General features: G+C 73.2%; 25 protein-coding genes. 20 read left to right on the top strand and 5 right to left on the bottom strand.

All coding sequences use genetic code 11. The annotated features are described in order from the left end of the window. Positions 1 to 36: 36 nt before the first annotated feature. Complete coding sequence (locus ACFYP3_RS25910) at positions 37 to 198, bottom strand: hypothetical protein (RefSeq protein WP_388836968.1); 162 nt, start codon at positions 196 to 198, stop codon at positions 37 to 39. Positions 199 to 417: 219 nt separating this feature from the next. Here ACFYP3_RS25910 and ACFYP3_RS25905 point away from each other — a divergent pair, with 219 nt between their 5' ends. The 5 genes from ACFYP3_RS25905 to ACFYP3_RS25885 all read left to right on the top strand — a co-directional run bounded on the left by ACFYP3_RS25905 (position 418) and on the right by ACFYP3_RS25885 (position 5,197). Beyond that, positions 418 to 1,719: an NYN domain-containing protein gene (locus ACFYP3_RS25905; RefSeq protein ID WP_388836965.1), complete on the top strand. Its 1,302-nt coding sequence runs from the start codon at positions 418 to 420 to the stop codon at positions 1,717 to 1,719. Between the two features lie 28 nt (positions 1,720 to 1,747). Beyond that, on the top strand, positions 1,748 to 2,785 hold the full coding sequence (locus ACFYP3_RS25900) for an ABC transporter ATP-binding protein (protein ID WP_388836962.1): 1,038 nt from the start codon (positions 1,748 to 1,750) through the stop codon (positions 2,783 to 2,785). Continuing rightward, entirely contained in the window at positions 2,782 to 3,591 is an 810-nt protein-coding gene (locus tag ACFYP3_RS25895; protein WP_388836959.1) for an ABC transporter permease, read from the top strand. The genes ACFYP3_RS25900 and ACFYP3_RS25895 overlap by 4 nt, the downstream gene beginning before the upstream one ends. A 47-nt stretch (positions 3,592 to 3,638) precedes the next feature. After that, positions 3,639 to 4,280: a hypothetical protein gene (locus tag ACFYP3_RS25890; protein WP_388836956.1), complete on the top strand. Its 642-nt coding sequence runs from the start codon at positions 3,639 to 3,641 to the stop codon at positions 4,278 to 4,280. A 74-nt stretch (positions 4,281 to 4,354) separates the two neighbouring features. After that, entirely contained in the window at positions 4,355 to 5,197 is an 843-nt protein-coding gene (locus tag ACFYP3_RS25885; RefSeq protein ID WP_388836953.1) for a hypothetical protein, read from the top strand. 4 nt (positions 5,198 to 5,201) lie between these two features. On the opposite strand, the gene ybaK is transcribed toward ACFYP3_RS25885, so the two are convergent. From ybaK to ACFYP3_RS25870, 3 genes are read right to left on the bottom strand one after another with little or no spacing between them, the layout of a single operon-like run. After that, positions 5,202 to 5,696 carry a Cys-tRNA(Pro) deacylase gene (ybaK, locus tag ACFYP3_RS25880; RefSeq protein WP_388836950.1) on the bottom strand — a complete coding sequence of 165 codons (495 nt, stop codon included), beginning with the start codon at positions 5,694 to 5,696 and terminating at the stop codon, positions 5,202 to 5,204. A gap of 10 nt (positions 5,697 to 5,706) precedes the next feature. Beyond that, entirely contained in the window at positions 5,707 to 6,444 is a 738-nt protein-coding gene (locus ACFYP3_RS25875; RefSeq protein ID WP_388836946.1) for an LON peptidase substrate-binding domain-containing protein, read from the bottom strand. A 34-nt stretch (positions 6,445 to 6,478) separates the two neighbouring features. Then, positions 6,479 to 8,077 carry an oxidoreductase gene (locus ACFYP3_RS25870; RefSeq protein ID WP_388836943.1) on the bottom strand — a complete coding sequence of 533 codons (1,599 nt, stop codon included), beginning with the start codon at positions 8,075 to 8,077 and terminating at the stop codon, positions 6,479 to 6,481. A gap of 125 nt (positions 8,078 to 8,202) precedes the next feature. On the opposite strand from ACFYP3_RS25870, the gene hisD reads away from it, so the two are divergent. From hisD to hisF, 8 genes are read left to right on the top strand one after another with little or no spacing between them, the layout of a single operon-like run. After that, positions 8,203 to 9,525 carry a histidinol dehydrogenase gene (hisD, locus tag ACFYP3_RS25865; RefSeq protein ID WP_388836940.1) on the top strand — a complete coding sequence of 441 codons (1,323 nt, stop codon included), beginning with the start codon at positions 8,203 to 8,205 and terminating at the stop codon, positions 9,523 to 9,525. Continuing rightward, positions 9,522 to 10,628, top strand: coding sequence for a histidinol-phosphate transaminase (locus ACFYP3_RS25860; RefSeq protein WP_388836937.1), 1,107 nt, complete (start codon positions 9,522 to 9,524; stop codon positions 10,626 to 10,628). Before hisD ends, ACFYP3_RS25860 begins: the two co-directional genes overlap by 4 nt. Next, entirely contained in the window at positions 10,625 to 11,218 is a 594-nt protein-coding gene (gene hisB / locus ACFYP3_RS25855) for an imidazoleglycerol-phosphate dehydratase HisB (RefSeq protein ID WP_385130510.1), read from the top strand. The genes ACFYP3_RS25860 and hisB overlap by 4 nt, the downstream gene beginning before the upstream one ends. A gap of 2 nt (positions 11,219 to 11,220) precedes the next feature. Next, a complete protein-coding gene (locus ACFYP3_RS25850) occupies positions 11,221 to 11,388 on the top strand; it encodes a hypothetical protein (protein WP_388836934.1) in 168 nt (55 codons plus the stop codon). Then, a complete protein-coding gene (hisH, locus tag ACFYP3_RS25845) occupies positions 11,385 to 12,035 on the top strand; it encodes an imidazole glycerol phosphate synthase subunit HisH (protein ID WP_365482060.1) in 651 nt (216 codons plus the stop codon). The genes ACFYP3_RS25850 and hisH overlap by 4 nt, the downstream gene beginning before the upstream one ends. Beyond that, on the top strand, positions 12,035 to 12,772 hold the full coding sequence (priA, locus tag ACFYP3_RS25840; RefSeq protein ID WP_362806818.1) for a bifunctional 1-(5-phosphoribosyl)-5-((5-phosphoribosylamino)methylideneamino)imidazole-4-carboxamide isomerase/phosphoribosylanthranilate isomerase PriA: 738 nt from the start codon (positions 12,035 to 12,037) through the stop codon (positions 12,770 to 12,772). Before hisH ends, priA begins: the two co-directional genes overlap by 1 nt. Continuing rightward, positions 12,769 to 13,155 (top strand): RidA family protein, encoded by a 387-nt coding sequence (locus ACFYP3_RS25835; protein WP_388836930.1) that lies wholly within the window; start codon positions 12,769 to 12,771, stop codon positions 13,153 to 13,155. Before priA ends, ACFYP3_RS25835 begins: the two co-directional genes overlap by 4 nt. After that, entirely contained in the window at positions 13,152 to 13,907 is a 756-nt protein-coding gene (gene hisF, locus ACFYP3_RS25830; RefSeq protein ID WP_388836927.1) for an imidazole glycerol phosphate synthase subunit HisF, read from the top strand. The genes ACFYP3_RS25835 and hisF overlap by 4 nt, the downstream gene beginning before the upstream one ends. 90 nt (positions 13,908 to 13,997) lie before the next feature. On the opposite strand, the gene ACFYP3_RS25825 is transcribed toward hisF, so the two are convergent. Beyond that, positions 13,998 to 14,630: a TIGR03085 family metal-binding protein gene (locus ACFYP3_RS25825; protein WP_388836924.1), complete on the bottom strand. Its 633-nt coding sequence runs from the start codon at positions 14,628 to 14,630 to the stop codon at positions 13,998 to 14,000. A 91-nt stretch (positions 14,631 to 14,721) separates the two neighbouring features. On the opposite strand from ACFYP3_RS25825, the gene hisI reads away from it, so the two are divergent. From hisI to trpM, 7 genes are all read left to right on the top strand, one after another. Then, positions 14,722 to 15,090 (top strand): phosphoribosyl-AMP cyclohydrolase, encoded by a 369-nt coding sequence (hisI, locus tag ACFYP3_RS25820; protein WP_030707261.1) that lies wholly within the window; start codon positions 14,722 to 14,724, stop codon positions 15,088 to 15,090. A gap of 16 nt (positions 15,091 to 15,106) precedes the next feature. Further along, positions 15,107 to 16,630: an anthranilate synthase component I gene (locus ACFYP3_RS25815; RefSeq protein WP_388836921.1), complete on the top strand. Its 1,524-nt coding sequence runs from the start codon at positions 15,107 to 15,109 to the stop codon at positions 16,628 to 16,630. Positions 16,631 to 16,644: 14 nt separating this feature from the next. Then, on the top strand, positions 16,645 to 17,328 hold the full coding sequence (locus ACFYP3_RS25810) for a TIGR02234 family membrane protein (protein WP_388836919.1): 684 nt from the start codon (positions 16,645 to 16,647) through the stop codon (positions 17,326 to 17,328). Positions 17,329 to 17,439: 111 nt separating this feature from the next. Beyond that, positions 17,440 to 17,691: an HGxxPAAW family protein gene (locus ACFYP3_RS25805; RefSeq protein ID WP_362853976.1), complete on the top strand. Its 252-nt coding sequence runs from the start codon at positions 17,440 to 17,442 to the stop codon at positions 17,689 to 17,691. Between the two features lie 71 nt (positions 17,692 to 17,762). Continuing rightward, the gene (locus ACFYP3_RS25800; protein ID WP_388836916.1) at positions 17,763 to 18,278 is read left to right on the top strand and encodes a DUF2752 domain-containing protein; all 516 of its coding nucleotides are present in this window, start codon (positions 17,763 to 17,765) and stop codon (positions 18,276 to 18,278) included. A 182-nt stretch (positions 18,279 to 18,460) separates the two neighbouring features. Further along, the gene (trpC, locus tag ACFYP3_RS25795; RefSeq protein ID WP_030707250.1) at positions 18,461 to 19,270 is read left to right on the top strand and encodes an indole-3-glycerol phosphate synthase TrpC; all 810 of its coding nucleotides are present in this window, start codon (positions 18,461 to 18,463) and stop codon (positions 19,268 to 19,270) included. 9 nt (positions 19,271 to 19,279) lie between these two features. Continuing rightward, entirely contained in the window at positions 19,280 to 19,504 is a 225-nt protein-coding gene (trpM, locus tag ACFYP3_RS25790) for a tryptophan biosynthesis modulator TrpM (protein ID WP_388836913.1), read from the top strand. The last annotated feature ends 197 nt before the right edge of the window (positions 19,505 to 19,701 follow it).

Raw genomic sequence — 19,701 nt, 5'->3', positions numbered from 1 at the left:
CGGGAGGGCCCTTCCGTCACATCACGTCGCGCGGCGTCAGTTGTGGCCGAACTTCTTCTGCTTGCTCTTGTGCGCCATGTCCATCGGACTCGGCGACGGGTTCACCGATTCGCTCGGGCTGTCCATCGAGCCCTTCGACGGGTCCTGCGAAGAGCGGGCCTGCTTCGACGGCTGCTTCTGGTTCTTGTTCTTGGCCATGGTGGAACCTCCGTGAGGGTCTAGGGGCCAGGACCGCCTTCACACTCACACAGCGCCCGAAACCGCGCATTTTGGATCATTACTGCGCGTAGCCGGGTGTGGTTCCCGGCCCCTCCGTGAGATCCGCCACGCCGATGATCGAGTTCCGGCCTTCAACACCCTTGAGGTCGGGCAGACTCGGGGCACCCGCCGAAACACAGAGGACCCCCAGGGAAGAGGGTGGAACGCGTGGACCGCTGCGTCGTCCTGGTGGACGCCGGCTACCTGTTGGGCGCCGCCGCCAGCCTTCTCGCCGGGGAGCCCTCCCGCTCCCGGATCACCGTGGACCATGCCGCCCTCATCCAGGGCCTGCGCGAGCGGGCCGAGGCCGACACCGAGCAGCCCCTGCTGCGCATCTACTGGTTCGACGGCGCACCCGACCGCGTGCCCCAGCCCGAACACCGGCGGCTGCGCGTCATGCCCCGCGTCACCGTCCGCCTCGGCGCCCTGACCCGCAGCGACGGCCGCTGGGCCCAGAAGGGCGTCGACGCCGCCATGCACGCCGAGCTCACCGAGCTCGCCCGCAACCGCGCCTGCTCCGACGTGGTCCTGGTCACCGGCGACGGAGACCTGCTGCCCGGCCTGATGTCCGCCAAGGAACACGGGGTCGCCGTCCACCTGTGGGCCGTCCAGGCCGCCGACGGCGACTACAACCAGTCCGAGGACCTCGTCGCCGAGGCCGACGAACGCCGCGTCCTGGACCGGGCCTGGATCACCCGGGCCGTCCGCGCCAAGGACCTCACCGGCCTGTGCTCACCGCCGCCGGCGCCGCGCCCCGACATCGCCGCCATCCTCTCGGCCCCGCTGCCCGAGGCGGCGCTCGCCGAGGCCGCCCGCAACGGCGCCGCCGCCGCCACCGGCGACGACGACGACCGGGAGGGGGCGCCCGTACCGGCGCCGGCCGCCCCCGGCGGCAAGGCCGTGCCCACGCCCAAGGACCTCGCCGGAGCCCTGCGCGCCCCCGGCCCGCAGCCCGGGACGGCCGGCGGACCCACCCCGGCCAGCGCCCTGCGCTGGTCCTCCGACAAGGGCTGGATCGACCGCGCCGGACCGCTCGGCGAGCCCGCCGAGACCGCCTCGCTGCCCACCCTCGCCCAGCTCACCAGCGCCGAGCAGCGCTGGGCGGACCGCGAGGAGGACATCACCACCGTCGGCGGGGACCCCTTCGAGGTGGGACAGGTGTTCGCCCGACGCTGGATGGAACGGCTCCCCGAGACCGTGCACCTGCAGAAGCTGGCCACCATGTACCCGCGCATCCCGCACCGCATCGACGGCGAGCTGCTGCGCTACGCCGCCCGGTTCGGGCTGCTCGCGCACAAGGACGACCAGATCGACGAGCACGACCGCTACGCCATCCGCGCCGGGTTCTGGCGCGAGATCGACGTCCGCGCGGCCGCCGAGCACGTGGCCGCCGTACCGGCCGCCGCGCCCGGAACCGGCACCGGGGACCTCGGCGCCCCGCTGACCCCGGCGGCCGAGTAGGGGCGGGAACCCCGTAGGCTGCTCCCTCGTGAGTACGGGCACAGCACAAGCGGAAAACAGCACGGCGGCGGCCGCGGGAGCGGCATCGGACGTGATCTGCGCGGTGCGTGACCTGGTCAAGACGTATCCCGCCGTCCGCGGCCGGCGCGGGGCTCCCGCACTGCCCGAGACCCGCGCCAACGACGGCGTCTGCCTGGACGTGCGGCGCGGCGAGATCTTCGGCCTGCTCGGCCCCAACGGCGCCGGCAAGTCCACCCTGGTCCGCCAGCTCACCGGCCTGATGCGGCCCGACGCGGGCACCGTCACCCTGCTCGGCCACGACCTCGTACGCCACCCCGAGCGGGCCTCGCGCCTGCTCGCCTACCTGGGGCAGGAGTCCACCGCCCTGGACGAGCTCACGGTGGCGCTCGCCGCCGAGACCACCGGGCGGCTGCGCGGGCTCGGCGCACGCGCGGCGCGGGCCGCGCGCGACGCCGTACTGGAGGAGCTCGGGCTGACCGGGATCGCCGGACGGCCCCTGAAGAAACTCTCCGGCGGACAACGCCGCCTCGCCTGCTTCGCCGCCGCACTCGTCGGTGAGCGGCCCGTACTGGTCCTCGACGAGCCCACCACCGGCATGGACCCGGTGGCCCGGCGGGCGGTCTGGTCCGCCGTGGACCGGCGGCGCGCCCAGCACGGCGCCACGGTCCTGCTCGTCACCCACAACGTCATCGAGGCCGAGACCGTCCTCGACCGGGTCGCCGTCCTCGACCAGGGCCGGGTCATCGCCTGCGACACCCCCGCCGGGCTGAAGGCCGAAGTCTCGGGCGAGGTCCGGCTGGAGCTCGTGTGGCGGGAGAGCGCTCCGCTGGACGTCCCCGAGGTCGCGGCGCTGCGCGCGGACGCCGCCGAATCCGGCCGGCGCTGGGTCCTGCGGCTCGGGCCGGAGGAGGCCCGGGCGGCCGTCGCCTCGGTGACCGGCGGGCCGGCCTTCGCCGCCCTCGACGACTTCACGCTGGCCACGCCGAGCCTGGAGGACGTGTACCTCGCACTCGGCGGGAAGACGAAAGGCCTGGTGAAGTCGTGAGCGACCGTACGGCGGGCGCTGTCCTGCCGACCCCCGTCAAGGAGTGCGCCGCCGCGCCGCTGGCCCCGCGGGCGCGGTTCCTGCCCGCGCTGGCCGCCGTGTACCGCGCCCAGCTGTCGCGGGCCCGGGTGGCGCGGATCCCGCTGCTGTTCGTGGCGACCTTCCAGTCCGTCGGGATCATGATCCTGATGCGGGGCGTGGTGGACGGGGGCTCGGAGGCCCGGGCCGTCGTCGCGGGTTCGTCCGTGCTGGTCGTCGCCTTCGTCGCGCTGAACCTGCTCGCGCAGTACTTCGGGCAGCTGCGGGCGAGCGGCGGCCTCGACCACTACGCCACCCTGCCCGTGCCGCCCGCGTCGGTGGTGCTCGGCGCCGCCGCCGCGTACGCCTCCTTCACCCTGCCCGGGACGCTCGTCACCGCCGTCTTCGGGTGCGTGCTCTTCGGCCTGCCGATGAGCGGCCTGTGGATCCTGGCCGCCGTGGTGCCGCTGGCCGGGGCCGCGCTGGCCGGGCTCGGCGCGGCGCTCGGACTGCTGGCGCCGCGGCAGGAGCTGGCCACGCTCGCCGGGCAGCTCGGGATGTCGGCGGCGCTGCTGCTGGGGGTGCTGCCGCCCGAGCGGATGCCGGACGTGATCGTGTGGGCGCGGGACCTGCTGCCGTCGACGTACGGAGTGGAGGCGTTCGCGCGGACCTTCGCACCCGAACCCGACTGGGCCGCCGTCGCCTTCGACCTCGGCGTGTGCGGGGCCGTCGGAGTCCTCTCCCTGGCCGTCGCCACCTGGGCGTACCGGCGGGCCGCGGTCCGCTGAGCCGGTCCGGCGACGCCGCCACCGGGCGCACCTGGCACGATGTGGGGGTGACCGAAGCCGTGACCCCGCCGTCCCCTCTCGACCCGCCGTCGCTCCCGCCCGAGAAGCCGGGCGGGACCGCCCGGGCCGTCACCCCGGAGGACCTCCGGGACTCGGCCGTCGTCGCCCTCGCCATCGGCGTGGCCGGCCTGCTCCTCGGCGCATTGTGGGTGTGGCTGGCGCCGCGCGTGCAGTACTTCGCCAACGGGCAGTCCGTCTTCCTGCGCAACAGCGAGAGCGAGGCGCGGATCGCCTCCGACGGCACCTTCGTCCTGCTGTCGGTGGGGCTGGGCGTGCTGAGCGCCGTCGCCGTGTTCCTGTGGCGCCGGGCCGGTGGCGTGCCGCTGGTGATCGGGCTCGCCGTCGGCTCCTGCTTCGCCGCGCTGGTGGGGTGGCGGTTCGGGCTGTGGCTGGGGTCGACCTCGGACCTGCCGGCCGCCGCCGCCAAGGCGGGGCAGGGGGTGCCGTTCGACGCGCCGCTGGAGTTGCTGGCGTACGGGGCGCTGCTGGCGTGGCCGATGGCCGCGGTCCTGCTCCACCTGGGTCTCACGGCCCTGTGGACCCCCCGCGAACCGGAGCCCGGCGCCGCCTACGGATGGTCCGGCTACTACAGGTCCCCGCAGGCGGGCGCCGAGCCCCCGCGCGGCTGACGGACCGGAGCCCCGCGTTCCGCGTGTCGGCGGGGCTGGGGGGCTGGCGACGTACGCGGAGCTACCCTCGGGCCGTGGGACAGCCCGAGCAGCACGCCGAAGGCGCAGGACCGTTCACCACCCGGCGCACCTGGTACCGGCCCGAAGGGGACACGGTGGTGTGGGAGTCGCGGGTCGCGCGCAGGCGCGGGGTGCTCTCCGTCCGCGGTCCCGGGGAGAGCGTCGAGCGGACGACCACCGCCGACGCGGAGGCGCTCCGCCGGCTGCGCCGGCTCAACGCCCTCGCCTCGGGGGCGTTCGTCATCGGGGGAGCCCTCTTCGCGCTCGGCGCCGCGCTCTCCCAGTTCGGCTCGGGTGACGCGCTCGAAAGCGCCGCGATCTACTTCGCGGGGGGCCTCTTCTTCAACACCGGGGGCTACACCTCGCTCCTTCAGGTGCTGAACGCGCCCCGGCACTCCCCGGGCGGCGGCCGACTGGTCACGGCCGACTGGAGGTGGTGGGGGTACGAGCCGACGCGTCTGGACTGGCTGAGCACGTTCGTGCTGTTCGTCGGGACGCTCGTGTTCGGCGTCAACCTGCTGGACTCGTTCCTGCGGGGGCTCAGCGTCCAGCAGATCGACCGGCTGATCTGGACGCCCGATGTGATCGGCTGCGTGCTGTTCCTGATCTCGGGACACCTGGCGTTCGCCGAGATCTGCCACCGGCCCTGGCCGTGCCTGCGCGCGCGCAGCCTCGGCTGGTGGATCGTCGCGGTGAACCAGCTCGGGTCGGTGCTGTTCATGATCTCGGCCCTGGCCGCCTTCACCCGGCCCGCCACCGGAGGCCTGGTCAACGCCGGCATCGCCAACTGGGGGACGCTGACCGGAGCCCTGTGCTTCTCCGTCGGCGGGGTGCTCCAGGCCTTCGAACGCCCCTAGAGCGTCAGGAACGGGCGATCGGGGCCAGGACCGCCGAGGTGAGGGCCGCCAGGTCCGCCGGGGCGAGCTCGACCTCCAGGCCCCGGCGGCCGGCCGAGACGCAGATCGTGGCGTGCCCCGAAGCCGACGCGTCGAGCACCGTGGGCAGCCGCTTGCGCTGCCCCAGCGGCGAGATGCCGCCGCGCACGTACCCCGTGGTGCGCTCCGCCAGCACGGGATCGGCCATCGCCGCCCGCTTCCCGCCGACCGCCGTCGCCAGCGCCTTCAGGTCCAGGGAACCCGAGACCGGGACCACCGCCACCGTCAGGACCCCGTCCACGTCGGCGACGAGGGTCTTGAACACCTGCGCGGGCGACACGCCGAGCGCCTCCGCCGCCTCCTCGCCGTACGAGGGGTGCGCCGGGTCGTGCTCGTACGCGTGCGTGGTGAACGGCACGCCCGCCGCCGTGAGGGCGACGACCGCCGGGGTGCCGGCCGCCTGCTTCGTCTTCTTCGCCATCGGTGATCCGTCAGTTCGGGCTGGTCGGGGCACGGGTCAGGTCCACCGCCGGCAGGGACGGGAGGTGGCGGATCACCGCCGTCTCCGCACGCAGCAGTTTCAGTTCCTCGGCCAGCCGCGTCGCCGTGTCCGGGGCCTGCAGCAGCCGCTGCTTCGCGGGGATGTCCAGCACCGCCGCCGCTGCCACCAGGTACGAGACCACGGACGGCTCGTCGGGGAGTTCCGCGCCCGTCAGGGACCGCTCCCGGGCCCCGGCCAGCCGCTTCTGGTAGCTGCGGAACGCCCGCAGCACCCCCTCGGCCAGCGCCCCCGCGCCGTCGCCCGAATCCTCCGGGAGCTCTTCCAGCTCAGCCGTCAGGAAGGGGCCGGACGCGTCGACCGAGAGCAGGCGCACCCGCGTCGTGCCGGTCGCCAGGACCTCGAAGCTGCCGTCCTCCCGCTCCCGGATCGTCGCCGCGTCCGCGATGCAGCCCACCCGGTGGAAGGCCTGGATCGGGTCGGAGCCGAAGCCCGCCGCGGGGCCGCGCTCGGGCAGCGCCGTCTGGTCCGGCAGGCCGGGCGCGGTCGGTGCGACCTCACGGCCGTCGCGGATCGCGACGACCGCGAACCGGCGCGGTTCCTCCTCGCCGGTCTTCAGCAGCTCGCGCATCATGGCGCGATAACGCTCCTCGAAGATGTTCAGCGGGAGGACGAGTCCCGGGAACAGCACCGAGTTCAGCGGGAAGAGGGGCAGGCGAACGGTGGTCACGAGGCACAGGGTAATGGCCCGGGCACAGACCTCGTCACCCCCGCCTCAGCAGCCGCGACGCTCCCGCGGCCACCGTCGTGGCCAGGATCCAGCCCATGATGACGAGGCTCGCCGCCCCCCACTGCCAGCCGCCCTCCAGCTTCCACTGGCCCTGCTGGCCGAGGTCGATCACCGGCAGCAGCAGATCCAGCGCGTACAGGGATGCGCTCCACTGCGGATGCTCGTCCTCCTTGAGGGCCGGCGGTTCGTGCTGGGAGAACAGCAGCGCGCCCGCAGCCCACAGCACCGCCATCCACAGCGCCGCCCGGCCCGGGCGGTACCCGTAGACGACCGTCCAGTCCTGGAGGTACCCCCACGCCTTCCGCCCCGGCGGCAGCGTGGCCCGGCGCCGCCGCTGCTTGGCCAGCAGCACCTCCCGGGCGTCCGCGTCCTCGCCGCTGGCGCGCAGCACGGCGGCCAGCCGTTCGTACGGATCCGGGGAGTACTCGGGGGTGGCCGCCGCCACCCAGGCGAGGCGCCGGGCGAGCGGGAAGTGGCCGCGGGGCGCGAGGTCCTCGTAGACGAAGCCCTCCATGGACACCCCGCCCGGGCCCGGCCAGCTCGTGGAGGTGTCGACGAGCTTCACCACTTTGGCCCCGGACACCACGACCCGCCCGCGCTCCGGCCGCTCCCCGACGAAACGGAACTCGGGGGTCTGGATCCGGCGCAGGGATATCTCCTGCTCGTCCGTGAGCCCGAACCGCGCGCCGTAGAAGTCGATGGCGTCCCCGAACCGGCCGTCGTCCAGCCGCAGCCCGCCCCGGCACTCGAAGGGCCGCGCCCGCTGCCCGCGCGTCGGGGTCGGCCCCAGCCCGTACGGGGGAGTGGAGGAGCCGTCGCCGCCCTGCAGGTAGCCCAGCGCGATCGAGGTCAGGTACAGCGTCCGCTCGACGGTCAGCTGCGGGGCGTTCAGCGCGTACCGCCCGGACGGGTTGCGCAGGCGGGCCCCGCGCAGGTTCATCGACACGCCGACCTTGGCGCCGCGCAGGCTCACCTCCCCGTACGTCTCCAGCAGCTCGCCCTGGAAGTCCTGCGCGACCGACATCCCGTCGGCGGCGATCGCCCGGCCCTTGGTGTCCCGCTGCACCACGGCCTGGCTGACCAGCAGGTCGGTGCCGATCTGGGCGTCGGTCAGCCGGATCCCGCGCGCCACCCGGCAGCGCGGCATGTGCAGGTCCCCCTCGGTGTGCAGACGCGCCGCCTCCAGCCGCGGGATCGCGCAGTTGATCAGGCGCAGCGTGCCGAAGCGGGCCTCGGACACCTGGATCTCGCTGTCGAAGCGGCAGGACTGGAGCTCCACGTACGGGGCCACCGTGCCACCGGACAGATCCAGCCGCCCCGCGATCCGCGCGCCCCGCAGCTTGAGGGAGGCCACCCGGCCCGGCACCGGCGGCGGGCCGTGGAGCAGCAGCAGCGCCACCACCTGGGCGCGGACGCTGCGCCCCGGACCCCAGACGCGGTCGGCGTGCGGATCGTCCTCCTCGGCGGCTCGGGCGCTGAGGTCGCAGACGCTGCCGGTGCGGAACGCCTCCCACATGCGGAGCTCCGAAGCGGTGAGGTCCGCCGGTGCCCCGCCCGCGCGCGCCTCGGTCATGGCGGCCCCCCTCCGCTGACATGTACGTGTAGATCAAAGTTATCGGGCGGCTGTGACAACCGGGGCGTGTATCAGCCAGTGATACGGGCGAACGGTGGCAGCAGGCGGTCTGAGAGAATTGGGAGGTGATCTCTCGTATCGACCTGCGCGGTGACGCCCTCCCCGAGGGTGGCGCCCTGCGCGATCTGCTGCCCCGTGCCGAGTTCGACGTGGAAGCCGCCCTGGAGAAGGTGCGGCCCATCTGCGAGGACGTCCATCATCGTGGCACGGCGGCGCTGATCGAGTACGCGCAGAAGTTCGACGGGGTCGAGCTCTCCCAGGTCCGGGTACCCGCGGAGGCCCTCAAGGCCGCCCTGGAGCAGCTGGACCCGGCCGTCCGCGCCGCCCTGGAGGAGTCGATCCGGCGCGCCCGGATCGTGCACCGCAACCAGCGCCGCACCGAGCACACCACCCAGGTGGTCCCGGGCGGAACGGTGACCGAGAAGTGGGTTCCGGTGGAGCGCGTGGGCCTGTACGCCCCCGGCGGCCGCTCGGTGTACCCCTCCTCCGTCGTCATGAACGTCGTACCCGCCCAGGAGGCGGGCGTCGAGTCGATCGCGCTCGCGTCCCCGCCGCAGAAGGAGTTCGGCGGCCTGCCGCACCCGACGATCCTCGCCGCGTGCGCGCTGCTGGGCGTCGACGAGGTGTACGCGGCCGGCGGCGCGGTCGCCGTCGCGATGTTCGCGTACGGCACCGAGGACTGCCTCCCCGTCAACATGGTGACCGGCCCCGGCAACATCTGGGTCGCCGCCGCCAAGCGCTACTTCACCGGCAAGATCGGCATCGACACCGAGGCCGGCCCGACCGAGATCGCGGTCCTCGCGGACTCCACGGCCGACCCGGTGCACGTCGCCGCCGACCTGATCAGCCAGGCCGAGCACGACCCGCTGGCCGCAGCCGTCCTCGTCACCGACTCCGCCGAACTCGCGGACGCCGTCGAGAAGGAGCTGGAGCCGCAGGTCGCCGCGACCAAGCACGTCGAGGACCGGATCAAGCCCGCGCTCGCCGGCAAGCAGTCCGCGATCGTGCTGGTCGACAGCCTGGAGGACGGCCTCAAGGTCGTCGACGCGTACGGCGCCGAGCACCTGGAGATCCAGACCGCCGACGCCGCCGCGTGGGCCGCCCGCGTCCGCAACGCCGGCGCGATCTTCGTCGGCCCGTGGGCCCCGGTCTCGCTCGGCGACTACTGCGCCGGGTCGAACCACGTGCTGCCCACCGGCGGCTGCGCCTGCCACTCCTCCGGCCTGTCCGTGCAGTCCTTCCTGCGCGGCATCCACATCGTCGACTACACGCGCGACGCCCTCGCCGAGGTCACCCACCACGTGGTGACCCTCGCCGAGGCCGAGGACCTGCCGGCGCACGGCGCGGCCCTCAAGGCGCGCTTCGGATGGAAGGTTCCCCAGGCGTGACCGGCATCGACGACCTCCCCATCCGGGACGAGCTGCGCGGCAAGACCCCGTACGGCGCCCCCCAGCTGGACGTGCCCGTCCAGCTGAACACCAACGAGAACCCGTACGAGCTCCCCGCCGAGCTCGTCGCGCGGATCGCCGAGCGGGTGGCCGAAGCCGCCCGCACCCTCAACCGCTACCCCGACCGGGACGCGGTCGAGCTGCGCACCCAGCTGGCCGCCTACCTCACCCGTACGGCCCGGCACCCCGTCGCGCGGGAGAACGTGTGGGCCGCCAACGGCTCCAACGAGGTCATCCAGCAGCTGCTCCAGACCTTCGGCGGCCCCGGCCGTACCGCCCTCGGCTTCGAGCCCTCGTACTCGATGCACGCGCTGATCTCCCGCGGCACCGGCACCGGCTGGATCTCCGGCCCGCGCCGGGACGACTTCACCATCGACGTGGCGGCGGCGGAGCGCGCGATCGCCGAGCACGCCCCCGACGTCGTCTTCATCACCTCGCCGAACAACCCCACGGGTACCGCCGTCGAAGCGGAGACCGTCCTGGCCCTCTACGAGGCCGCCCAGGCCGCCAAGCCCTCCCTCGTCATCGTCGACGAGGCGTACGTCGAGTTCAGCCACCGCGACTCGCTGCTGCCCCTCATCGAGGGCCGCCCGAACATGGTGGTCTCCCGGACCATGTCCAAGGCCTTCGGCGCCGCCGGCCTGCGCCTGGGCTACCTGGCCGCGCACCCCGCCGTCGTCGACGCCGTCCAGCTGGTGCGCCTGCCGTACCACCTGTCGGCCGTCACCCAGGCCACCGCGCTGGCCGCCCTGGAGCACACCGACACCCTGCTGGGTTACGTCGAGCAGCTCAAGGCCGAACGGGACCGGCTCGTCGTCGAACTGCGGGCCCTCGGTTACGAGGTCACCGACTCCGACGCGAACTTCATCCAGTTCGGGAAGTTCGACGACTCCCACACCGCATGGCAGAAGATCCTCGACCAGGGTGTCCTGGTCCGTGACAACGGAGTACCGGGGTGGCTGCGCGTCACCGCCGGCACCCCGGCAGAGAACGACGCGTTCCTGGAAGCGGTTCGCGCACTGAAGAAGGAGCAGCACGCATGAGCCGCATCGGACGGGTCGAACGGACCACCAAGGAGACCTCGGTCCTCGTCGAGATAAACCTCGACGGCACCGGCAAGGTCGACGTCTCGACCGGCGTGGGCTTCTACGACCACATGCTCGACCAGCTCGGCCGCCACGGCCTCTTCGACCTCACGGTCAAGACCGACGGCGACCTGCACATCGACAGCCACCACACCATCGAGGACACCGCCCTCGCGCTCGGCGCCGCCTTCAAGCAGGCCCTCGGCGACAAGGTCGGCATCTACCGCTTCGGCAACTGCACCGTGCCGCTCGACGAGTCCCTCGCCCAGGTGACCGTCGACCTGTCCGGCCGGCCCTACCTCGTGCACACCGAGCCCGAGAAGATGGCGCCGATGATCGGCGAGTACGACACCACGATGACCCGGCACATCCTGGAATCCTTCGTCGCACAGGCCCAGATCGCCCTGCACGTCCACGTCCCGTACGGGCGCAACGCCCACCACATCGTGGAGTGCCAGTTCAAGGCCCTCGCCCGGGCCCTGCGCTACGCCGCCGAGTTCGACCCGCGCGCGGCCGGCATCCTGCCCTCCACGAAGGGCGCCCTCTAGCCGTGAACGGCCTCAACACCATCCTGATCGTCCTCGGCCTGTTCCTGGCCGGCGGCGTCTACTCCTTCCACAAGCAGAAGATGCCGCTGTCGGTCATCGTCCTGCTCGCCATCGGCTCCGCGATGTGCCTCGCCGCCGGAGTCCTGCGGATCCAAGGAATCTGGGAATGAGCACAGCACGCCCCACCAAGAAGGTCGTCGTCTTCGACTACGGCTTCGGCAACGTCCGCTCCGCCGAGCGCGCCCTCGCCCGCGTCGGCGCCGACGTCGAGATCACCCGTGACTACGACAAGGCCATGGACGCCGACGGACTCCTCGTCCCCGGCGTCGGCGCCTTCTCCGCCTGCATGAAGGGCCTGCGCGAGGCCCGCGGCGACTGGATCATCGGCCGCCGGCTCTCCGGCGGCCGCCCGGTCATGGGCATCTGCGTCGGCATGCAGATCCTCTTCGAACGCGGCATCGAGCACGGCGTGGAGACCGAGGGCCTGGACGAGTGGCCCGGCACGGTCGGCCCGCTCAAGGCCCCCATCGTCCCCCACATGGGCTGGAACACCGTCGAGGCCCCGGCCGACACCCAGGCCTTCGCCGGCCTGGACGCGGACGCCCGCTTCTACTTCGTGCACTCCTACGCGGCGCGCGAGTGGAGCCTGGAGACCACCAACCCGCTCATCCGCGCCCCCAAGGTCACCTGGGCCACCCACGGCGAACGCTTCGTCGCGGCGGTGGAGAACGGGGCCCTGTGGGCCACCCAGTTCCACCCCGAGAAGTCCGGCGACGCCGGCGCCCAGCTCCTCACCAACTGGATCGAGACCCTGTGATGACCGTGCCCTCAGCGAAGCTGGAACTCCTCCCCGCGGTCGACGTCCGCGACGGTCAGGCCGTCCGCCTCGTGCACGGGGTGTCCGGCAGCGAGACCTCCTACGGCTCCCCGCTGGAGGCCGCCCTCGCCTGGCAGCGCTCCGGCGCCGAATGGCTGCACCTGGTCGACCTCGACGCGGCCTTCGGCACCGGTGACAACCGCGCACTCGTCGCCGAGATCACCGGCGCCATGGACATCAAGGTCGAGCTGTCCGGCGGCATCCGCGACGACGCCTCCCTCGCCGCGGCCCTCGCCACCGGCTGCACCCGCGTCAACCTCGGCACCGCCGCCCTGGAGACCCCCGAGTGGGCCGCCAAGGCCATCGCCGAACACGGCGACCGCATCGCCGTCGGCCTCGACGTGCGCGGCACCACCCTCAAGGGCCGCGGCTGGACCAGCGAGGGCGGCGACCTGTACGAGACCCTCGCCCGCCTGGACTCCGAGGGCTGCGCCCGGTACGTCGTCACCGACATCGGCAAGGACGGCACGCTCACCGGCCCCAACCTGGAGCTGCTGAAGAACGTCTGCGCCGCCACCGACCGGCCCGTCGTCGCCTCCGGCGGCATCTCCTCCCTCGACGACCTGCGGGCCCTGGCCGAGCTGGTGCCCCTGGGCGTCGAGGGCGCGATCGTCGGCAAGGCCCTGTACGCCAAGGCCTTCACCCTGGAAGAAGCCCTGAAGGTGGTCTCCGCATGAGCTCCGCAGAAGTACGCCGCATCTCCTCCGGCGGCTCCTACGAGGACGTCATCGCGTACTCCCGCGCCGTGCAGCTGCCGAACGGGCTCGTGCTCGTCTCCGGCTGCACCGCGGCCGACGCGGGCGGCCCGTACGACCAGACCGTCGCCGCCTTCGGCGTCGCCTTCAAGGCCCTCGCCCAGGCCGGGCTCGGCCCCGAGGACGTCGTCCGCACCCGCATGTACCTGACGCACGCCCGCGACGTGGACGACGTGGGCCGCGCGCACAAGGAACTCTTCGACGCGGTCCGCCCGGCCGCGACCATGCTCATCGTCTCCGGCTTCGTCGACCCGTCGATGGTCGTCGAGGTGGAGGTCGAGGCGTACGGGGCGGTGGCCGGATGAGCCTCGCCGTACGCGTGATCCCCTGCCTGGACGTGGACAACGGCCGGGTCGTCAAGGGCGTCAACTTCCAGAACCTGCGCGACGCCGGTGACCCGGTGGAGATGGCCAAGCTGTACGACGCCGAAGGCGCCGACGAGCTGACCTTCCTCGACATCACCGCGTCCTCCGGCAACCGCGAGACCACGTACGACGTGGTGCGCAGGACCGCCGAGCAGGTCTTCATCCCGCTGACCGTCGGCGGCGGCGTCCGCACCGCGGACGACGTGGACAAGCTGCTGCGGGCCGGCGCGGACAAGGTCGGCGTCAACACCGCCGCCATCGCCCGCCCCGAGCTGATCCAGGAGATCGCGGAGCGCTTCGGCCGTCAGGTCCTCGTGCTGTCGGTCGACGCCCGCCGGACCGACTCCGGGTCCTTCGAGGTCACCACGCACGGCGGCCGCAAGGGCACCGGCATCGACGCCGTCGAGTGGGCCCACCGGGCGGCGGAGCTGGGCGCCGGGGAGATCCTGCTGAACTCCATGGACGCCGACGGGACGAAGGACGGCTACGACACGGAGATGATCGCGGCCGTACGCAAGCACGTGACCGTGCCGGTGATCGCGTCGGGCGGCGCGGGGACGCTCGCGCACTTCGCGCCGGCGATCGAGGCGGGTGCCGACGCCGTGCTGGCGGCGTCGGTGTTCCACTTCGGCGACCTGCGGATCTCCGAGGTCAAGACCGCGCTGCGGGACGCGGGACACCCGGTCCGCTGAGGCCCCCGGCCGGCCGGGGCGGGGGCGCCGCTGCGCGCGGCCCCCGCCCCGCCCCCGCGCCGTCTCCCGCGCTCGGCCCGGACCCGCCGGTCAGACGCCCAGCTTCGCCACCGTCAACTGGGCGACCGCTTCCTTCTCCCCCTCCAGGGAGACGTCGGCGGCGTCCTGACGGCCGAAGCAGAACAGGGTCAGTTCGCCCGGCTCGCCCGTGACCGTCACCACCGGCGCACCCTTGTGCGCCACCGCCGTCTGGCCGTTCGGGCGGCGCAGGACCAGGCCCACCGGGGAGCGGCGGCCCGTCAGCCGGGCCAGCTTCTCCAGGCGGGACCACAGCGAGTCCGAGAACACCGGGTCCAGTTCCCGCGGGGACCAGTCCGGCTGCGCCCGGCGGACGTCCTCCGCGTGGACGAAGAACTCAACCGCGTTCGCCGCCTCGTCGATCTGCTTCAGCGCGTACACCGACATCCGCGGCGGGCCGGTCCGGATCAGCTGGATGAGTTCCTCGTACGGCTTGGCGGCGTACTCCTCCATGGCCTTGTCCAGGCGGGCCTTCAGCACGTTCAGCAGGATCCCGCCCGCCGCGTCCGGCCGCCGCTCCCGGACGACGACGTGCGCGGCCAGTTCCCGGCAGGTCCAGCCGTCGCACAGCGTGGGGGCCTCCGGTCCGGCCGCCTCCAACAGGTCCGCCAGCAACAGGCGTTCACGCTTCGCATGGGTAGACATGTAGGCCAGCCTACGACCGGAACCCGTCGTCTGCCCGCCCATCAGGCGGACGCGGATCATCGACCCCCTCCCGGCCCGGCACAATGGCCGTATGAGTACGTCCCCCCGCCCCGGCTCCCTCGATCCCGCCATCGCCGCCCGGCTCAAGCGCTCCGCCGACGGACTGGTCCCGGCCATCGCCCAGCAGTACGACACCGGTGAGGTGCTGATGCTGGGCTGGATGGACGACGAGGCCCTGCACCGCACCCTGACCACCGGGCGCTGCACCTACTGGTCCCGCAGCCGCCGGGAGTACTGGGTGAAGGGGGACACCTCCGGCCACTTCCAGCACGTGAAGTCCGTCGCCCTCGACTGCGACGCCGACACCGTGCTCGTCAAGGTCGACCAGGTCGGAGCCGCCTGTCACACCGGCGCCCGCACCTGCTTCGACGACGATGTCCTCCTCCGCGCAGCCGACTAGGTAGGGTCCCCACGCCATGGATCTCGAGACGTTCCGCAAGCTCGCGGCCGACCGCCGCGTCATCCCCGTGAGCCGCAAGCTGCTGGCCGACGGAGACACCCCGGTGGGGCTCTACCGCAAGCTGGCCGCCGAACGCCCCGGCACCTTCCTGCTGGAGTCCGCCGAGAACGGCCGCTCCTGGTCCCGGTACTCCTTCATCGGCGTACGCAGCGACGCGACCCTGACCGCCCGGGACGGCCGCGCGCACTGGATCGGCACCCCGCCCGTCGGCGTGCCCACCGACGGCGACCCCCTGGACGCCCTGCGCGCCACCGTCGAGGCCCTGCACACCCCCCCTACGCCCAGCGACGTGGGCGGCACCCCCACCCACGACCTCGCCGGCGGCATGCCGCCCTTCACCGGCGGCATGGTCGGCTACCTCGGCTACGACATCGTGCGACGGCTGGAGCGGATCGGCGAGCACACCGCCGACGACCTCGAACTGCCCGAGCTGACCATGCTGCTCACCTCCGACCTGGCGGTCCTGGACCACTGGGACGGAACCGTCCAGCTCATCGCCAACGCGATCAACCACAACGACCTGGACACGGGCGTGGACGAGGCCCACGCGGACGCCGTGGCCCGGCTCGACGCCATGGAGGCCGACCTCGCCCGGCCCGCCCCGTACACCCCGGCCCCGCTGCCCGCCTCCGAGCTGCCGGAGTTCTCCGCCCTGTGGGGCGGCGCGAAGTACCAGGCGGCCGTCGAGGACATCAAGGAGCGGATCCGGGCCGGCGAGGCCTTCCAGGTGGTGCCCTCGCAGCGGTTCGAGACCGCCTGCCGCGCCTCCGCGCTGGACGTCTACCGCGTGCTCCGGGCCACCAACCCGTCGCCGTACATGTACCTCTTCCGCTTCGAGAACGGCTTCGACGTCGTCGGCTCCAGCCCCGAGGCGCTCGTCAAGGTCGAAGACGGGCGGGCCATGGTCCACCCCATCGCCGGCACCCGCCACCGGGGCGCGACCCCGCAGGAGGACCACGAGCTCGCCGAGGAGCTGCTCGCGGACCCCAAGGAGCGCGCCGAGCACCTGATGCTCGTCGACCTGGGCCGCAACGACCTCGGCCGGGTCTGCGAGCCCGGCTCCGTCGAGGTCGTCGACTTCATGAGCGTCGAGCGCTACTCGCACGTCATGCACATCGTCTCGACGGTGACGGGCCGCGTCGCCGAGGGCAAGAGCGCCTTCGACGTGCTCACCGCCTGCTTCCCGGCCGGCACCCTCTCCGGCGCGCCCAAGCCCCGCGCCATGCAGATCATCGAGGAGCTGGAGCCCTCCCGCCGCGGCCTCTACGGCGGCTGCGTGGGCTACCTGGACTTCGCCGGGGGCTCCGACACGGCCATCGCCATCCGCACCGCGCTGCTGCGCGACGGTACGGCGTACGTGCAGGCCGGAGCCGGTGTCGTCGCCGACTCGGTGCCGGAGCTGGAGGACCGGGAGTGCCGCAACAAGGCGGCCGCGGTGCTGCGCGCGGTGGCAGCGGCGAACCGCCTCCACGGCTCCTGAGGGCGTAGGGGATAGTGGGGTACGTGAGTGCCGTACCCCCGCCCCGAAACGATGCCGCGTCCGAACCGTCCGAGCCCGAGGCTCCCGACGGTCGCGGCGCCCGTCGCAGCGTGGCCGCCGCGCTGCTGCTGGGCGCCCTCGGCGCCACCGTCGTCCTGCTCGCCTCCGGTCGGACCTGGGCCCGGGGCACCACCGCCATCGGCGGTGACTCGCTCCGGCTGGCCGCCGACGGCAGGGCCGTCACCGGGCTCCCCGCCGCCCTGGCCATCGTGGGCCTGGCCGCGCTGGTCGCCGTCTTCGCCGTGCGCGGCAGGAGCCGTCTGCTGGTGTCCGGACTGCTGGCCCTCAGCGGCCTGGGCGCGGCGCTGTCCGCGCTCCTCGGCTCGGACGGCCGTCGCGCCCTGGACGCGGAGGCCGCCCGTACGACCGCGGACAGCGCCGCGCACGCGGCCGCGCTGACCCAGACGACGTGGCCGTACGTCACGGCCGCCGGCGCGGTCCTGATCCTGGCCGCCGGCCTGCTGGCGCTGCGCTTCGGCCGGGCCTGGCCCTCGATGGGAGGCCGCTACGAGCGTGACGGCAGCCCCCGTACGCGGACTGTCGCGGCGGTGGATCCGGACCGGCCGGAAGATCTGTGGAAGGCTCTGGACCGCGGCGAGGACCCGACCACCGACCCGGGCGCCGACCGGGCCCCTTGACCCGACCCCCCTGGACGGCGAAGCCGCCCCGTGCGGGACAATGGTCGCCGAGCGTTCGACACAGACCGCACGTTCGACACAGCAGCGCGACAGAGCAACGAGGAGCAACTCATGGCGGGCACTAGCCACGGACACACCCCGGCCGCCTGGACCGGTGTCATCATCGCCTTCATCGGTTTCTGCATCTCCGGCGCCTTCATGGTGATCGCGAACCCGCTCGGCTTCTGGGCCGGTCTCGTCGTCGTCGTGCTCGGCGGTGTCGTGGGCATGGCGATGAAGGCCGCGGGCATGGGTGCGCCGAAGGCCGCCCACAAGGACCTCGCCGAGGTCATCGCCGCCAACAAGGTCCCCGCCAAGGTCTGAGCGCGACCTACGGGATGCGCGCGACGCAGCTCAGCCGAAAGGCGTGGCCCCGCCGGGCTGCGCCTTTTGTCATGACCGGAGAGAATCAGCTGGTGGACGCCTCCCGCACCCCCGATGTCGCCCCGCCGGGCACGCCCCCGGCGGCCCCGGCCCACCCGGTGCCCCCCGCCCCCGCCGCGCCCCCGCGGTCCCGGGTCCGCAGGCTCGCCGTCCCGGCGTCCTACCTGGCCGGCGCCTTCGCCGCCTTCGCCTACGTGGGCACCGTGGACCCCAACGAGCCGGGCCACTACCCGGTCTGCCCGCTGTTCCGGCTGACCGGGATCCTGTGCCCGGGCTGCGGCGGCCTGCGCAGCGCGCACGCGTTCGCCCACGGCGATCTGGTCACGGCTCTCGGCGCGAACGCCCTCGCGGTCACCGGATACCTCGTCTTCGCCGGGTTCATGAGCCTGTGGCTGGTCCGCGCCTTCCGCGGCGGCCCCGCCCCCCGGATCGTCATGCGGGCGCCGTACTGGTGGGGGCTCGGTGCGCTGGCCCTGGCCTTCGTCGTCGTCCGAAATCTTTCTTTCGGCTCGATGCTGGCCCCCTGAGGGCCCCGAGCCCTTTGAGCAGCCCATATGAACGCCTGGTTCCGAATGTCCAGGTACTGGGACGCCGTCAACCGCGTGCGGAGGGCCAGGCCTCCTGCGGATACCATTTGAATTGCCGACCTCGCAGTTGTACGTGTCTGCAAGGCGGCCGACCGTCATCGACCCGGAAGGGGGCCGCTCGCGTGAGTGTGCTCGACGAGATCATCGAAGGGGTCCGCGAAGACCTTGCCGAACGGCAGGCCCGCGTGAGCCTCGACGAGCTCAAGGAGCGTGCCGCCAAGGCGCCCCAGGCCAAGGACGGGGTCGCTGCCCTGCGCGGCGACAGCGTCAAGGTGATCTGCGAGGTCAAGCGCTCCAGCCCCTCCAAGGGCGCGCTGGCCGCGATCGCGGATCCGGCCGGGCTCGCCGCCGACTACGAGGCGGGCGGTGCGGCGGTCATCTCCGTCCTCACCGAGCAGCGTCGTTTCGGCGGCTCGCTGGCCGACCTGGAGGCCGTCCGCGCCCGCGTGGACATCCCGATCCTGCGCAAGGACTTCATCGTCACGGCGTACCAGCTCTGGGAGGCCCGTGCCTACGGCGCCGACCTCGTGCTGCTGATCGTCGCGGCCCTGGAGCAGGAGGCCCTCGTCTCCCTCATCGAGCGGGCCGAGTCCATCGGTCTGACCCCGCTCGTCGAGGTCCACGACGAGGAGGAAGTGGAGCGCGCGGTCGCCGCCGGCGCCAAGATCATCGGCGTCAACGCCCGCAACCTCAAGGACCTCAAGGTCGACCGCTCCACCTTCGAGCGCGTCGTCGGGGAGATCCCGGCCCACATCGTCAAGGTCGCCGAATCCGGCATCCGCGGGCCGCACGACCTGATCGCCTACGCCAACGAGGGCGCCGACGCCGTCCTCGTCGGGGAGTCCCTGGTGACCGGCCGCGACCCGAAGGCGGCCGTGGCCGACCTCGTCGCCGCCGGCGCCCACCCCGCCCTGCGCCACGGGCGGAGCTGACCCGACCCCATGACCCGCGTCCCGCCCTCCGTCCGTACGCGGACCGCGCCGTCGGCAGCTCGCCGCGGCCCGGTCGGCGTACCGACGGCGCACGCGCCCCTGGCGCGCGGCTGCCGCCCCCGCGGCTGCCGCGCCCCGGCCCGGCGCGTGCACGGACGGCGGGTCCGGTACGTGATCGGCTCCGAGCCCGGTCAGGTCAACGGCATGCGATGGCGCCGCGGAGGCGCGCTGTAACGAGGGCCGCCGCGGCCCGGTACCCGAGACGTACCGCGCCGCGCGCAGCTCCCGTACGGCCTGGCGTCCGAGCCGTCGGCTCCGGACGCGGGCCGCTCCGCACCGTACGCGCGACATCCCCCAGCGGGGTGTGCGCGGTACTTGCGGGCGGCGCCATACGGTGAATCCACCCCGCCGCATCTCGCACCCGTAGGAGC

Origin of the sequence: Streptomyces sp. NPDC005533, assembly GCF_042871845.1 — a bacterium.
GTDB lineage: Bacteria > Actinomycetota > Actinomycetes > Streptomycetales > Streptomycetaceae > Streptomyces.
The sequence above is the reverse complement of the archived record's forward strand: the minus strand, read 5'-3'. Positions and strand labels throughout refer to the sequence as shown.

What these genes read in the sequence shown, in the direction of transcription:
- ACFYP3_RS25910 (WP_388836968.1), bottom strand. Translation starts at nt 198, where the DNA reads ATGGCCAAGAACAAGAACCAGAAGCAGCCGTCGAAGCAGGCCCGCTCT.
- ybaK (WP_388836950.1), bottom strand. Translation starts at nt 5,696, where the DNA reads ATGGCGAAGAAGACGAAGCAGGCGGCCGGCACCCCGGCGGTCGTCGCC.
- ACFYP3_RS25870 (WP_388836943.1), bottom strand. Translation starts at nt 8,077, where the DNA reads ATGACCGAGGCGCGCGCGGGCGGGGCACCGGCGGACCTCACCGCTTCG.
- hisB (WP_385130510.1), top strand. Translation starts at nt 10,625, where the DNA reads ATGAGCCGCATCGGACGGGTCGAACGGACCACCAAGGAGACCTCGGTC.
- hisH (WP_365482060.1), top strand. Translation starts at nt 11,385, where the DNA reads ATGAGCACAGCACGCCCCACCAAGAAGGTCGTCGTCTTCGACTACGGC.
- priA (WP_362806818.1), top strand. Translation starts at nt 12,035, where the DNA reads ATGACCGTGCCCTCAGCGAAGCTGGAACTCCTCCCCGCGGTCGACGTC.
- ACFYP3_RS25835 (WP_388836930.1), top strand. Translation starts at nt 12,769, where the DNA reads ATGAGCTCCGCAGAAGTACGCCGCATCTCCTCCGGCGGCTCCTACGAG.
- hisF (WP_388836927.1), top strand. Translation starts at nt 13,152, where the DNA reads ATGAGCCTCGCCGTACGCGTGATCCCCTGCCTGGACGTGGACAACGGC.
- ACFYP3_RS25825 (WP_388836924.1), bottom strand. Translation starts at nt 14,630, where the DNA reads ATGTCTACCCATGCGAAGCGTGAACGCCTGTTGCTGGCGGACCTGTTG.
- hisI (WP_030707261.1), top strand. Translation starts at nt 14,722, where the DNA reads ATGAGTACGTCCCCCCGCCCCGGCTCCCTCGATCCCGCCATCGCCGCC.
- ACFYP3_RS25815 (WP_388836921.1), top strand. Translation starts at nt 15,107, where the DNA reads ATGGATCTCGAGACGTTCCGCAAGCTCGCGGCCGACCGCCGCGTCATC.
- ACFYP3_RS25805 (WP_362853976.1), top strand. Translation starts at nt 17,440, where the DNA reads ATGGCGGGCACTAGCCACGGACACACCCCGGCCGCCTGGACCGGTGTC.
- ACFYP3_RS25800 (WP_388836916.1), top strand. Translation starts at nt 17,763, where the DNA reads ATGACCGGAGAGAATCAGCTGGTGGACGCCTCCCGCACCCCCGATGTC.
- trpM (WP_388836913.1), top strand. Translation starts at nt 19,280, where the DNA reads ATGACCCGCGTCCCGCCCTCCGTCCGTACGCGGACCGCGCCGTCGGCA.